Origin of the sequence: Algoriphagus kandeliae, assembly GCF_004571135.1 — a bacterium.
In the GTDB taxonomy this organism is placed as follows: Bacteria; Bacteroidota; Bacteroidia; order Cytophagales; family Cyclobacteriaceae; genus Algoriphagus; species Algoriphagus kandeliae.
Window position 1 is genome coordinate 825,001 of sequence record NZ_SPSB01000003.1, and the last position, 12,332, is coordinate 837,332.

The 12,332-nt window shown below is 39.8% G+C and carries 17 protein-coding genes and 1 rRNA gene; 10 read left to right on the top strand and 8 right to left on the bottom strand.

All coding sequences use genetic code 11. The annotated features are described in order from the left end of the window. Positions 1 to 56: 56 nt before the first annotated feature. On the bottom strand, positions 57 to 1,325 hold the full coding sequence (gene rocD, locus E4S40_RS12130; protein WP_135074389.1) for an ornithine--oxo-acid transaminase: 1,269 nt from the start codon (positions 1,323 to 1,325) through the stop codon (positions 57 to 59). A 144-nt stretch (positions 1,326 to 1,469) separates the two neighbouring features. Here rocD and E4S40_RS17230 point away from each other — a divergent pair, with 144 nt between their 5' ends. The 9 genes from E4S40_RS17230 (at position 1,470) to E4S40_RS12170 (ending at position 5,418) form a co-directional block, all read left to right on the top strand. Further along, a complete protein-coding gene (locus E4S40_RS17230) occupies positions 1,470 to 1,553 on the top strand; it encodes a DUF5522 domain-containing protein (RefSeq protein WP_237563190.1) in 84 nt (27 codons plus the stop codon). Positions 1,554 to 1,653: 100 nt separating this feature from the next. Further along, positions 1,654 to 1,896, top strand: coding sequence for a 50S ribosomal protein L28 (rpmB, locus tag E4S40_RS12135; protein ID WP_135074391.1), 243 nt, complete (start codon positions 1,654 to 1,656; stop codon positions 1,894 to 1,896). A gap of 29 nt (positions 1,897 to 1,925) precedes the next feature. After that, positions 1,926 to 2,108: a 50S ribosomal protein L33 gene (gene rpmG / locus E4S40_RS12140; RefSeq protein ID WP_092174477.1), complete on the top strand. Its 183-nt coding sequence runs from the start codon at positions 1,926 to 1,928 to the stop codon at positions 2,106 to 2,108. A 34-nt stretch (positions 2,109 to 2,142) separates the two neighbouring features. Then, positions 2,143 to 2,295, top strand: coding sequence for a DUF4295 domain-containing protein (locus tag E4S40_RS12145; protein WP_135074393.1), 153 nt, complete (start codon positions 2,143 to 2,145; stop codon positions 2,293 to 2,295). An 88-nt stretch (positions 2,296 to 2,383) separates the two neighbouring features. Further along, positions 2,384 to 3,340 (top strand): signal recognition particle-docking protein FtsY, encoded by a 957-nt coding sequence (gene ftsY / locus E4S40_RS12150; protein WP_135074395.1) that lies wholly within the window; start codon positions 2,384 to 2,386, stop codon positions 3,338 to 3,340. A gap of 117 nt (positions 3,341 to 3,457) precedes the next feature. Then, the gene (locus tag E4S40_RS12155; protein WP_135074397.1) at positions 3,458 to 4,306 is read left to right on the top strand and encodes an SPFH domain-containing protein; all 849 of its coding nucleotides are present in this window, start codon (positions 3,458 to 3,460) and stop codon (positions 4,304 to 4,306) included. Between the two features lie 4 nt (positions 4,307 to 4,310). Further along, entirely contained in the window at positions 4,311 to 4,814 is a 504-nt protein-coding gene (locus tag E4S40_RS12160) for a YdbT family protein (protein WP_135074399.1), read from the top strand. Continuing rightward, positions 4,807 to 4,989, top strand: coding sequence for an Arc family DNA-binding protein (locus E4S40_RS12165; RefSeq protein WP_135074401.1), 183 nt, complete (start codon positions 4,807 to 4,809; stop codon positions 4,987 to 4,989). The genes E4S40_RS12160 and E4S40_RS12165 overlap by 8 nt, the downstream gene beginning before the upstream one ends. 57 nt (positions 4,990 to 5,046) lie before the next feature. Further along, on the top strand, positions 5,047 to 5,418 hold the full coding sequence (locus tag E4S40_RS12170) for a hypothetical protein (protein WP_135074403.1): 372 nt from the start codon (positions 5,047 to 5,049) through the stop codon (positions 5,416 to 5,418). Positions 5,419 to 5,430: 12 nt separating this feature from the next. On the opposite strand, the gene E4S40_RS12175 is transcribed toward E4S40_RS12170, so the two are convergent. Beyond that, positions 5,431 to 6,906: a TolC family protein gene (locus E4S40_RS12175; protein WP_135074405.1), complete on the bottom strand. Its 1,476-nt coding sequence runs from the start codon at positions 6,904 to 6,906 to the stop codon at positions 5,431 to 5,433. Between the two features lie 152 nt (positions 6,907 to 7,058). Here E4S40_RS12175 and E4S40_RS12180 point away from each other — a divergent pair, with 152 nt between their 5' ends. Continuing rightward, on the top strand, positions 7,059 to 7,823 hold the full coding sequence (locus E4S40_RS12180) for a class I SAM-dependent methyltransferase (protein WP_135074499.1): 765 nt from the start codon (positions 7,059 to 7,061) through the stop codon (positions 7,821 to 7,823). Here E4S40_RS12180 and E4S40_RS12185 read toward each other — a convergent pair. The 6 genes from E4S40_RS12185 to rrf all read right to left on the bottom strand — a co-directional run bounded on the left by E4S40_RS12185 (position 7,820) and on the right by rrf (position 12,324). Then, positions 7,820 to 8,782 (bottom strand): glycosyltransferase, encoded by a 963-nt coding sequence (locus E4S40_RS12185; protein ID WP_135074407.1) that lies wholly within the window; start codon positions 8,780 to 8,782, stop codon positions 7,820 to 7,822. The two genes, E4S40_RS12180 and E4S40_RS12185, sit on opposite strands and share 4 nt — an antisense overlap. Further along, positions 8,782 to 9,744 (bottom strand): glycosyltransferase family 2 protein, encoded by a 963-nt coding sequence (locus tag E4S40_RS12190; RefSeq protein WP_135074409.1) that lies wholly within the window; start codon positions 9,742 to 9,744, stop codon positions 8,782 to 8,784. Before E4S40_RS12190 ends, E4S40_RS12185 begins: the two co-directional genes overlap by 1 nt. A gap of 1 nt (position 9,745) precedes the next feature. Next, a complete protein-coding gene (locus tag E4S40_RS12195; RefSeq protein ID WP_135074411.1) occupies positions 9,746 to 10,294 on the bottom strand; it encodes a DUF4199 domain-containing protein in 549 nt (182 codons plus the stop codon). A gap of 6 nt (positions 10,295 to 10,300) precedes the next feature. Further along, positions 10,301 to 10,813: a DUF4199 domain-containing protein gene (locus tag E4S40_RS12200; RefSeq protein ID WP_135074413.1), complete on the bottom strand. Its 513-nt coding sequence runs from the start codon at positions 10,811 to 10,813 to the stop codon at positions 10,301 to 10,303. Next, the gene (locus E4S40_RS12205) at positions 10,806 to 12,047 is read right to left on the bottom strand and encodes a dihydroorotase (RefSeq protein WP_135074415.1); all 1,242 of its coding nucleotides are present in this window, start codon (positions 12,045 to 12,047) and stop codon (positions 10,806 to 10,808) included. The genes E4S40_RS12200 and E4S40_RS12205 overlap by 8 nt, the downstream gene beginning before the upstream one ends. A gap of 165 nt (positions 12,048 to 12,212) precedes the next feature. After that, positions 12,213 to 12,324: ribosomal RNA gene (gene rrf, locus E4S40_RS12210) — 5S ribosomal RNA — on the bottom strand. Between the last annotated feature and the right edge of the window lie 8 nt (positions 12,325 to 12,332).

The window sequence follows — 12,332 nt, forward strand, 5'->3', positions numbered from 1 at the left end:
AGAGGTCGCTTTACCATTTCTAATAAAGCGACCTTTCGAAAGAATTTTACACCTTATTAATTAAACTCTGAAATCACCTTTTCAATAATGTCACAGCATTCATGCAGCTGCTCTTCAGTCATCACCAATGGAGGGGCAAAACGGATGATATTCCCGTGGGTGGGTTTAGCCAATAATCCATTTTCAGCCAACTTCATACAGATATCCCAAGCGGTAGAGCTATCTTCAGAATCATTGATGACTACGGCATTGAGCAAGCCTTTGCCTCTGACTAGCTTCGCAATGGAATATTTATCCACCATTTTTTGCATTCGCTCTCGAAAAATCTTACCTAGTCGACGTGCATTTTGTGCCAATTTTTCATCGCGAACCACCTCAAGTGCAGTCATGGCAACCTGAGTCCCTAAAGGATTTCCGCCGAAAGTAGAACCATGCTGACCCGGCTTAATTACATCCATTACTTCTTTATCAGCCAAAACAGCAGAGACCGGATAAAATCCCCCAGAAATCGCTTTCCCCAAAATCAAGATATCAGGTTTTGTATAAGTTTCCTGTCTTTCACAATGGCCTTCACAGGTACAATTACCACAAACTGCTAGCAAAGAACCCGTACGAGCAATCCCTGTCTGAATCTCATCTGCAATAAATAGAACATTTTTAGCAGCGCAGGCTTCTTGAACTTGGCGGATATAATCATCAGCCGGCGTGTAAACACCTGCTTCCCCTTGAATAGGCTCCACCAAAAAGGCAACAACCTGCGGATCTTCCAAGGCAGATTTTAAGGCAGCTACATTATTATATGGGATTTTGACAAAGCCTCCAGTGTAAGGACCGAAGTTTTTCCTTGCATTTGCATCATTAGAAAAGGAAATGATCGTGGTAGTTCTACCGTGGAAATTATTCTCTGCCACGATAATCTTTGCTTCGTTTTCGGCCACTCCTTTTCTTTCATACCCCCACTTTCTAGCAATTTTAATGGCAGTTTCAACACCCTCAGCCCCGGTATTCATGGGTAGCACCTTATCAAAGCCGAAATATTCTGTGATGTACTTTTCAAATGGGCCTAATACATCATTATAAAAAGCTCTGGAAGTAAGGGTTAATTTCCCAGCTTGCTCAATCAAAGCATTTTGTATCCGAGGGTTGCAATGACCTTGATTAACTGCAGAATAGGCAGAAAGAAAATCATAATACCTTTTTCCTTCTACATCCCATAGAAAAACTCCTTCTCCTCTAGATAAAACTACAGGCAATGGATGGTAATTATGGGCTCCGTATTGATTTTCAAGGGCGATTGCCTGACGGCTAGAAGTGATGGTCTCCATGAACTTTTGTAATTTTGGGCTGTTAAAACTGATGAGTACAAATATAGTAAATGCCCCAAAGCCCCTCTCATGAAAAGCCAAAAGAATAGCGGGAAGCTTCCGGCTCTAGAGCCTGGAGACTATTATTTCAATGAACAAGGGCTTATGGTATTCACCGAAAAATATCATCGGAAGCGAGGATATTGCTGCGGAAGTGGATGTAAGCATTGTCCATATTCAAAAGCCTGAAAAGTCAGGCAATATTTTCGGGGGCTTTGTTGTTAATTCCCAAAAAGTTCCGATATTTGCAGACTCATTAGTGAAACGCATACATTTACGATACTGAATCATGGCAAAAGTTTGTGACATTACCGGAAAAAGACCTCAAGTAGGTAACAATGTGTCCCATGCTAATAACAAGACCAAGCGTAGATTTTACCCGAATCTTCAAAAGAAAACCTTCTATGTACCAGAAGAGGATGCTTGGATTACTTTGAAAGTTAGCACTAAAGCATTGAAGACGATCAATAAAAAAGGAATCTCTGCAGTATTGAAAGAAGCGCAGGATAAAGGAATGATCGTAATCAAATAATATAGTCTCGGCGATAAATATTCAGAAAGATGGCTAAGAAAGGAAATAGAGTACAAGTGATTTTGGAATGCACAGAGCATAAGCAATCTGGCATGCCAGGTACCTCTCGGTACATCACCACCAAAAACAGAAAGAACACGACCGAGCGATTGGAATTGAAAAAATTCAATCCTATCCTTAAAAAGGTCACTGTTCATAAAGAAATTAAGTAATCTAAGCCGGAGTAATCCGTAAACGAAACAAGATATGGCTAAGAAAGTAGTAGCAACCCTGAAAAAAGAAGGCGGTGTGACTTACGCCAAGGTAATCCGTGCGGTAAAATCTGACAAAACCGGCGCATATACCTTCAAAGAAGAAATGGTTCCTACCTCAATGGTTCAGGATACTTTGAAAAAATAATTTGCCAACGGCATCGTAATGCAATTAGGTCCCTCTGTACTTCGGTCAGCAGGGACTTTTTTATTATTTTCCATCAAAAATTCACGTTATGGGAATCTTTGGATTATTCTCTAAGGAAAAAAAGGAAAGTTTAGATCAAGGCCTACAAAAATCCAATCAATCTATTTTCTCCAAGCTGAGCAAAGCCGTTGTGGGAAAATCTAAGGTAGATGATGAGATTTTAGATGAACTCGAAGAAATTCTGATCACCTCGGATGTTGGCGTTGATACCACTATCAAAATCATACAGCGAATTGAGGAACGGGTTGCCCGAGATAAGTACTTAAATACGGAGGAACTCGACAAGATTCTCCGGGAAGAAATTATCGCTCTTCTGGAAGAAAATAATTCCCAAGACTTTTTAGATTTTGACCTTCCGGAAGACAAAAAACCCTACGTGATAATGGTAGTTGGTGTAAATGGGGTTGGAAAAACAACTACCATCGGAAAACTAGCCAACCTATTCAAGAGTAATGGCAAATCTGTCATCCTGGGAGCAGCTGATACATTTCGAGCAGCTGCCGTGGACCAATTGATTCTTTGGGGAGAGCGCGTTGGAGTACCGGTGGTTTCCCATGGCATGAATACCGACCCCGCCTCTGTAGCATTTGACACGGTAAAGCAAGGCAAGGAGCAGGGGGCGGATGTGATCATCATCGATACTGCTGGCCGACTTCATACCAAAGTGAATCTGATGAACGAACTCTCCAAGATCAAACGAGTCATGCAGAAGTTTATTCCAGACGCACCGCATGAAATCATGTTGGTATTGGATGGATCCACAGGACAAAACGCATTCATCCAGGCAAAAGAATTCACCAAGGCGACTGAGGTTACTTCTTTAGCTATTACCAAACTGGACGGAACAGCCAAGGGTGGTGTGGTGATTGGAATTTCAGATCAATTTAAAATCCCTGTCAAATACATCGGAGTGGGAGAAAAAATGAGCGATTTGCAGATATTCAACCGCAAAGAATTTGTGGATTCTCTCTTTTCTAAAAAGTAGTTTAATCTGATCTAAAATTTAAATCCCTGTTTTTCAGGGATTTTTTTTTGCAAATACTTGAACCTTCTAAATTTATTTCCGTAATTCAATATGATATCAAATTAATATCATATCAATATGGAAAAAATAATTAAACCTTGGTCCGGGTACCTCATTCTCTTGTTGGATCTCATTATGATCCCTTTGACTGTGTACTCCTTTTTGAATGGTATCCCAGTTCTTGGGGTAGTCAGTGTTCTGGTTTTCATTCTCCTGATTCCAGGATTCTTTATTGTCGAACCCAATAAAGCGATGGTTTTGCTTCTATTTGGGGATTATAAAGGCACTGTAAAAGCTAATGGGTTTTTCTGGGTCAATCCATTTATGACCAAAAAGAAAATTTCTTTGCGGGTACGAAACTTTGAAAACAAACCACTCAAAGTCAATGATAAAATTGGTAACCCTGTCATGATTGGGACCATTGTGGTTTGGCAAGTGGAAGACACCTTCAAAGCTACCTTTGATGTGGAAGATTATGAGAACTTCGTTCACTTACAATCAGATGCTGCTGTTCGAAAAATGGCAGGTCTTTATCCATATGACAATTTCGAGGACGAAGATGCGGAAGTTACACTTCGTTCAGGTGTAGAAGAAGTCAATCATTCCCTTGAAAAAGAAATATCCGAGCGATTGCATCACGCGGGAATCAAGGTAATTGAAGCCAGAATCTCACACTTAGCCTATGCATCCGAAATTGCCTCTGCCATGCTTCAGCGTCAACAGGCAACAGCCATTGTAGCCGCCCGCCAAAAAATTGTAGAAGGTGCTGTTGGAATGGTGGAAATGGCATTAGATGATCTAAAAATGAAGGATATTATTGAGTTTGATGAGGAAAAAAAGGCAACGATGGTATCCAACCTGATGGTTGTTCTTTGCTCAGATAAAAGTGCAAACCCCGTACTAAACGTAGGAACACTAAACCAATAAAGCTATGGCTCATCAGGTTTACAAGGAAAGTCAATCTTACCGTGGCACTTGGCTCATGTATTTGTTGCTAATGACTGAGATTCCCATGCTCATTTTAGTCTTCATAATACTAAAAACGAGTAAAACAGACCCGAATGAAATCGCTTTTGCAACAGCTGTGATCATTGGGGTCGTTGGGCTGACATTTTTGTTACTGATGAGCATTCGTCTCGAAAGTAGAATAGATGAGGTAGGCATTCATTATCGATATGTCCCCTTTATCAACAAATGGAGAACGATTCCCAGGTCCAAAATTCGAGAAATACAGGTGATCAGCTATTCTCCTATCTCGGATTTTGGAGGATGGGGAATTAAGGGTAACCGAACAACAAAGGCTTATAGCATCATTGGCGATAAAGGAATGACCATCCATACGGATGAGAAAAAGAAGATCATGATCGGAACTCAAAAGGCCGGTGAATTGAAGGCATTTCTGGATTATTGGCAGGAGGAAACTTCCTATGAGTAAGAAGAAAGCATTTGCACTTCGAATCAGTGAAGAAACCATGAAAGCCATTGAAAAATGGGCTGCGGACGAATTCCGAAGCACCAATGGACAGCTGGAGTGGATTATTCGTGAAGCGCTAAAAAAAGCAAATAGACTTCCTAAAAATGGCGGACAGGAAGAAAGTTCGAGCGAATAATTATGCTTTTCTTATATTATAACGCTGATTTTCATTACATTAAGTAAAACTTTTCTCATGAAAAATATTTTGAAAATAGGATTTTTGGCCACTCTTCTCTTGGCAAGCCTTTTATCCCTTTCTACTGAAGTGATGGGCCAAACCACTGAACCTTCCAAAGCAGAAATCAAGGAAGCCAAAGCAAAGGATAAGTATGAAAAGGCAAAAGAGAAATTAGCCAAGGATGAAGAAAAGCTAGCAAAAGCGAAAAAAAAGCTACAAAGCAGTCGGGATAAGTTTAACAAATCAAACACTAGTGGAAAACTATCCCCTAAACAGGTCTCGAAAGAAACTAAGTCCATTCAAAAGTATGAAAAACAAGTAGTAAAACTTGAAAAGGAAATCGAGAAATTAAAGGAGCAAATCAGAAAATATGAAGAAGGCGGTTAACACCGCCTTTTTTTATTCTGTTTTATACAATAATTCCTGATTTTCGAAATCAAAAAGTGTCAAAGCCCGGAGTTCATAATAAGCCAGCCAATAATCCTTTAAGGCGCTGAAATAGGCTCTACGATTCGTGTCTTTTTCATTCTGAGCAATCGAAAGATCCGTAATTGACACATTTCCAGACTGATATCGCTTAATGGCTATCTCATACCGCCTTTGGGCAACTTCATCAGACACCTTGGTTACCTGAAGACGCTCCCTAATCATCAAGAAATTCTTCACCTTTGTAAAAATCTCTTGCTCAAAATTGATTTCATCTTGCTGCACGGTATACTCTACCAATTGCTGATTAGCTTCAGCCTGAGCCAAACGGGCTTTATTTCTCCCCCAATCCAAAATCGGAACAGAAAAACCTAAACTAACCAAAGCTTGGGTATTGGGATTTTGATAGATATCGGACCAAGTAAAAGCAGCATTATTGTAGCCATAGCTAGCATTCAATTGTACGGCAAAACGCTGTCCTTTTGCCTCAGCCATAGCTGCTTCGGCTTCTATTTTTCGCCTTTGAAAACCCAATGCCTCTGCCCTATTTTGAAAGGCTAATTCTATCGCATCGTCCACATTTACATCAAAAAAAGGAACTTCTTCCGGAGAATCCAGCTCGATTTCTGTATTGGGATCTAAGCCGATAAAAGACTTTACGGCTAGAGCTGAACTTTCCAGATCCAACTTTGCTTGGGCCAAATCCTGCCGTGCTTGCAACACCTGTAGCTCCACCTGAAGCAGCTTATCCTCAAAAGTAGTCCCCAAATCATAGCGGGCTTGCTCGATAGAAAAGATTTCCTCGGTGTTCGTTAGGTTTTGCTGAGCTATTCCAACATTTACCTGAGCTAGTAAATAGTCAAAGAATAATTGACTTACAAAAAAAGACACCTCCTCCATTTCCTGGACATATTCCCGTTTACTTTCTTCGAAGAGAAGGGGTTGGATCTTTTTGTCCCATTTATATGGATTATAGGCAAAAAGCGGCTGTTGAAAACGAACATTGACAGGTACTCCGGACCAGCGTGTTTGGATATCATTCGGCCCGGCTAAAAAATTATCAAATCGATTAGTGGAAGTATTTACCGAGATTACACCACCAGTAGGAGAAATCACCTGCTGAAGTCCTAATTCTAAATCCATGAAATTTTGCTGAACCTCCAAAAATTCGATGGAACCATCAGGCTGTGTAATACTATTGAATGCTTGGGAATAACTGGGGATGGTGCCATTTAATCGTAGTTGGGGATTATAATTTGATCGAAATAACCGATACTGCCAATAGCGATTTTCACGTCTGGTTTTTGCCCGTAAGGAGGCGGGAGAACGATCTTTGGCCCTCTGAACCATTTCCTGAAGAGTATAAGTCACCACTTCTTGGGCTATAGATTCAGAAACACTTAGATGAAAAGCAAAAAGACAAAATAGAACAATTGAAAGTCTCTTCATGAGGTATCTAGATTTTGAAAATAATTTAACTAAAATAATGATTGAACATTCATTAACCAATCAGGACCTAAGAGTATCGTGTGAAAAAATGCTAAATCTCTTCAGAAAACTTCTGGTACAGGAAATGAAGGTTACCTAAATTGCGGGCCATGATTAAAAAGACTATTTCCTTTGTCATTCGATACGTTCCTAGGCCACTCTTACAGCGTGTGAGCCCTGTGGCGATGAGGTTTTTTGCCTGGAAAAATAAAGGAGAAGGCGTGGAATGCCCAATTTGTAATTCTCAGTTTAAAAAATTTCTTCCTTATGGACGAAAAGCCAGAGAAAATGCCCTTTGCCCTAACTGCCTCTCCCTAGAGCGACATCGTTTGATGTGGTTATTTTTACAAAAGGAAACCATTTTTTTCACCGATAAACTCCGGGTATTACATGTTGCCCCTGAGCATTGTTTCTTGAAGTTATTTGATGCATTGCCAAATTTGGACTACATCACTGCCGATCTGGAATCCCCCTTGGCGAAGGTAAAAATGGATGTTCATGATATTCCCTTTCCGGAAAATAGCTTTGATGTGATTTTTTGCAATCATGTTTTGGAGCATGTAGAAGATGACTTGAGGGTTTGTGAAGAATTCAATAGAGTATTGAAGCCTACTGGTTGGGGGATTATTCAATCACCCATTTATGAACTTGAAAAAACCTTGGAGGATCCAACGATTACAGATCCAGCGGAAAGGGAACATTTGTTTGGTCAGCGAGATCATGTAAGAAAATATGGAAAAGACTATGCCGAGCGACTTCGAAAATCGGGTCTTGGCATAGAAGAGAATCACTTTGTAGAAAACCTACCAAAAGAACTGGTTCAAAAATATGCCCTTCCCCCAAAGGAAATAATTTTCCTATGCCGAAAAGGCAGCTAACCTTTGAAGATCTTTACCAAGAATTCCCATATAAAGCCTAAACCATAAGCTGAAAGCTGAAGAATTGAGGTTACTATCGCTAGCAAGCCTGCAAGAAAAGATTTAGTCTTGAAAGTGGCCGATATCCAAACAGCTAAAACCCAACAGCTAAAAACTAGGAACTGGAGCATAAAAATTCTCCATCCCAGCATTCCTGTCAAACTCAAGCTGATCAAAAAGGCTAAAAAGAGAGAAGGCATAAGATGCACAATCTGAATAGCATCTGGATGAAATCTTGAAACATTTATACGATTTCTCCCAAAGGAAAAAGCCTGCTTGCTAAAGCTCCATAGTGTATTTTTTCGCTTATGGAAAACAAAGGCTTCTTTTACTAATTCCAATCTGAAACCTGCTTTTTTTATCCGGATACTCCATTCGATATCTTCTCCCTGATTGGGATCCAAAAAACCTCCTGTTTTTTCGAAAACTGCTTTAGAAACGCCCATATTGAAACCGCGAGCTTGGTATTTTGCCGGGTCTTTCATTTTTCCGCGAATTCCTCCCGTCGTCCAAAATGAGGTCATGGCAAAATCCATCGCTTTTTGAAGTATAGAAAAATCTTTTGCTGCTGCATCAGGACCACCGAAAGCGTCCAAATTCCTTTCTAGAATTGCATTTTCCACCTGAAAAAAATAATTATCTGGAACAACTACATCGGAATCAAATAGAATATAAAAATCCCCTTTTGCCAGTTCCATTCCTTTATTTCGGGCAAAACCTTGACCCGAATTTTTTTGAAAAACATACTGAATTCTTAATTCCTTTTGAAAAGAATGACAAACTTCCTCGGCCTTGAGCCCGGACCCATCTTCTACTACAATGACTTCAAAATTGGATTGGGTTTGACATGTTAATGAATACAGAAGCTCCCTCAATTCTTCTGGACGGTTGTAAACAGGAATGATAACCGAAAAGAGCATCAATACTCAAAGTTGATTTCCTCGTCTATTTTATATTCTGATTCTTTCGATTGATTGGAAGTCATTAATTCGGCAATAAAGCCAGTTACAAAAAGTTGAACCCCAATAATTAATGCCACCAAAGCCAAAAAGAACAAAGGCTGATCAACAATCTCTCGAACCGGAAGACCATTTTTGAGGCCATAAATCTTTTGGAAAATAAGCCAACAAGTAATTAAAAAACCTGAAATGAAGGATAATGTGCCTAGTAATCCAAAAAAATGCATAGGCTTCTTTTTATATCGATGTACAAAAGAAACCGAGATTAGATCCAAAAAACCATTCAGAAATCGCTCAATCCCAAATTTAGAGTATCCATATTTTCGGGCTTGATGCTGAACTACCTTTTCACCAATTTTTCCAAACCCATTCCATTTCGCTAACAAAGGAATATAGCGATGCATCTCCCCATAAACCTGAATGTTTTTAACCACTTTCAATTTGTAAGCTTTGAGCCCGCAATTGAAATCATGGAGTTTGATACCTGAAATCCATCGGGTAACTGCATTAAAAAATCGGGAGGGAATGGTTTTTGAAATCGGGTCATGACGTTCTTTTTTCCAGCCCGAAACTACATCAAAGCCTTCCTTTTCTATCATTTCGTAAAGTGCGGGGATTTCATCTGGACTATCCTGCAAATCCGCATCAAGCGTTACCACTACTTTCCCTTGGGCTTTTTTAAAACCTGCATCCAAGGCCGCAGATTTTCCATAATTTCGTGTGAAATTAATTCCTTTGATATTTCCATTTGCCTCGGCAAGCTCTGCGATTTTTTCCCACGAACCATCCGTACTCCCATCATTTACTAGGATGATTTCATAAGAAAAGCCGTGATGGTGCATAACACGGCTAATCCATTGGGTAAGTTCTGAAAGAGATTCTTCCTCGTTGAAAACAGGAACAACCGCCGAAATTTGAAGCATATCAGTAATCTAAGGATTTGTCTCTTTTTTTAAGAATAGCTCCTAAAATCAAAGCAATGATCGCGTAGATAATTAATCCAATTCCAAAATTTTTGACCTGGCCAGTCATGGAAAAATTATCCAACGTTCTGTTACGTATTTCATCCATTTGCTCAGGAGTCATAGAATCCGCAGATGCTCCAAATCTTTCCATGATCTCAAGTGTATTTTGTAATGATTGATCTGCCAAAACTCCAGGCAACGCTGGATCAATCACCTGGAAAAGCAAAATTTGTCCGACTAGAGAAATCAGGCCAGAAATAATCATGGTGATAAATGAAAAATTGAAGGCTGTACCAAATGTCATAAAGCCTCCTAATTCGGTACGGTATTGTCTACCGAAATAGATGATCAAAACAAAAAACACTACTAGAGCAACTAGCCCAAACCAGCCGGAAGCTAGCATTGTTGAGTCGACAAAATAGGCCACATAAGTTAAGGCCACAGAGATAAGACCTATCGTAAGACCAGGTCTTACAGCGGCTTGAAAAGGAGTTTGCTTCTCTTCCATAATAAATTAATTAGGGTTTTTTCTCAAAATAATAGAAATAATAATGGTAAAAAACAGTCCGGGCACTATTTTCCAAATCCCATCATTTAGTGCTATATCTAAAGGGCTCATTTTTAAAAGACTTTCTTGGGTATTTTCATAGGAAGCTTCACCTACTTGAGAAATGATGGTATCCCGGCTGTTCGCCATTACCTGGAGCTTGGAAGCCTTGACTGTTTCAAAGAATTCAGGAAAAACTTGAAAAATAGCCCAGATTCCAACCACCGAAAGAAGCGCGATAATCATGTATGTTACAAAACCAACTGACATACCTTCAGCAAATGACAAGAAACCATTATTAGTGTAATCTTTAAAAAATTTAAGTGCAAGGAATATTGAAATTGGGGTAATTATGTAACCGAAAATCAAATTCAGATTTGTTGGATCCGGTACCATCCAAGCTAAGACCCCAAAAGCAATCAAGCTTAGAATCCCCCCGAGGGTTCCGAATTGATAAGCAGATCCAAAATACTTAATCATCGATTTCGCTTAAAACACCGTCGTAAATTCTATATTTCACTTTACCTGTTAATTCCTTCCCAAACCAAGGATGGTTAAAAGAAAGAGATCGATTACTTGGGTGATCGTAAATCCAAGATTCTTTTGGATCAAAAATCGTAATGGAATTAGAAGAAGTGCGGCCTAAAACTTCTAAGGGGCCATCAGTTAGTTTCTCGATCATTAACTCCCAACCTAACTCCTTTTCCAATTTTACCATTGCTGGTAAAAAGGTTTGTAAACCTGCCATCCCGAAAGCTGCCAAATCAAATTCCATGAATTTGGAATCATAGTCTTCGGGTTGATGATTCGAAACAATTGCATCGATAGTTCCGTCTTTTAACCCTTCCAAAAGAGCCATTCGATCATTCTCACTTCGAAATGGAGGTAATACTTTCAAATTGGGATCAAATTCAACCAAATCTCCATCTGAAAAAATCAACTGGTAAATAGAGACATCTGCTGTTACATTTAAGCCTTCCTCTTTTGCTTTTCGGATTAGAGCTACGGATTTTGCTGTACTAATTGTCTGAAAATGAACGCGTCCACCTGCATAGCGAATTAACTCCAAGTTTTTTTGAATAGCTACTTCTTCAGCTAAGGACGGAATCCCTTTAAGTCCTAGTCTTGTAGATACTTCACCTTCATGCATTTGTCCAAAAATTGCCAATAGCGGGTCATAGGAATGATCAAAAAGGACACCATTAAATTTTTGAAGGTATTGGATGATTTTAAGGAATCGATCACTGTTTGATAATGGATCTTTACCTTCTCCAAAAATGGTCACCCCAGACTGATAGTGCATATCCAACATTTCAGTCAGATCTTCCCCTTTTAAATCCATGGTTACTGCGGCTTGAGGAATCAATTCAACCGAGCTGTAAGCAGATTTATTTTTGATGAAGTCAACCAGACTTTTATTTTGAACAACAGGTTGGGTATTTGGCATCATCACGGCTGTCGAAAACCCAGAGCAGTATAGACTATCACAAAGGGTCTCGATCGTTTCTTTGTGTTCTAAACCAGGCTCTCCTGAAGCAACACGAAGATCTATCCAACCCTTGGACGCCAACCATCCTTCAGAATTGATAATTTGAGCATGTTTATAGTCTAGTGTTGAATCGAGCAATTGGAATTGACCATCAACAAAAACAAAATCACCTTTTTGGGATTCTCCCTTATCGATCCATGTCAATCCTTGGAAGAGTACAGCCATTCGAAATCTATTTGATGCAAAACTGCAACAATAATCTAAAAATGAAAAATAAACTTTTGAGAAGGACTTGTTGAGAGCTGGAAAAGGGATTCTGTAAGGAATGTGACGTTGGTAGTCTGAGAAGTAAGGGCATAAAAAAAGCCCCGTGATCGGGGCTTGTAATGAATGAGGCGGCGACCTACTCTCCCGGGTGTAACCCCAGTACCATCGGCGCTGCAGGGCTTAACTTCTCTGTTCGGGATGGGAAGAGGTGGGACCCCTGCGCCAGGCCGCCTAAATTGGAAG

What these genes read in the sequence shown, in the direction of transcription:
- rocD (WP_135074389.1), bottom strand. Translation starts at nt 1,325, where the DNA reads ATGGAGACCATCACTTCTAGCCGTCAGGCAATCGCCCTTGAAAATCAA.
- E4S40_RS17230 (WP_237563190.1), top strand. Translation starts at nt 1,470, where the DNA reads ATGGTATTCACCGAAAAATATCATCGGAAGCGAGGATATTGCTGCGGA.
- rpmB (WP_135074391.1), top strand. Translation starts at nt 1,654, where the DNA reads ATGGCAAAAGTTTGTGACATTACCGGAAAAAGACCTCAAGTAGGTAAC.
- rpmG (WP_092174477.1), top strand. Translation starts at nt 1,926, where the DNA reads ATGGCTAAGAAAGGAAATAGAGTACAAGTGATTTTGGAATGCACAGAG.
- E4S40_RS12145 (WP_135074393.1), top strand. Translation starts at nt 2,143, where the DNA reads ATGGCTAAGAAAGTAGTAGCAACCCTGAAAAAAGAAGGCGGTGTGACT.
- ftsY (WP_135074395.1), top strand. Translation starts at nt 2,384, where the DNA reads ATGGGAATCTTTGGATTATTCTCTAAGGAAAAAAAGGAAAGTTTAGAT.
- E4S40_RS12155 (WP_135074397.1), top strand. Translation starts at nt 3,458, where the DNA reads ATGGAAAAAATAATTAAACCTTGGTCCGGGTACCTCATTCTCTTGTTG.
- E4S40_RS12160 (WP_135074399.1), top strand. Translation starts at nt 4,311, where the DNA reads ATGGCTCATCAGGTTTACAAGGAAAGTCAATCTTACCGTGGCACTTGG.
- E4S40_RS12165 (WP_135074401.1), top strand. Translation starts at nt 4,807, where the DNA reads ATGAGTAAGAAGAAAGCATTTGCACTTCGAATCAGTGAAGAAACCATG.
- E4S40_RS12170 (WP_135074403.1), top strand. Translation starts at nt 5,047, where the DNA reads ATGAAAAATATTTTGAAAATAGGATTTTTGGCCACTCTTCTCTTGGCA.
- E4S40_RS12175 (WP_135074405.1), bottom strand. Translation starts at nt 6,906, where the DNA reads ATGAAGAGACTTTCAATTGTTCTATTTTGTCTTTTTGCTTTTCATCTA.
- E4S40_RS12185 (WP_135074407.1), bottom strand. Translation starts at nt 8,782, where the DNA reads ATGCTCTTTTCGGTTATCATTCCTGTTTACAACCGTCCAGAAGAATTG.
- E4S40_RS12190 (WP_135074409.1), bottom strand. Translation starts at nt 9,744, where the DNA reads ATGCTTCAAATTTCGGCGGTTGTTCCTGTTTTCAACGAGGAAGAATCT.
- E4S40_RS12195 (WP_135074411.1), bottom strand. Translation starts at nt 10,294, where the DNA reads ATGGAAGAGAAGCAAACTCCTTTTCAAGCCGCTGTAAGACCTGGTCTT.
- E4S40_RS12200 (WP_135074413.1), bottom strand. Translation starts at nt 10,813, where the DNA reads ATGATTAAGTATTTTGGATCTGCTTATCAATTCGGAACCCTCGGGGGG.
- E4S40_RS12205 (WP_135074415.1), bottom strand. Translation starts at nt 12,047, where the DNA reads ATGGCTGTACTCTTCCAAGGATTGACATGGATCGATAAGGGAGAATCC.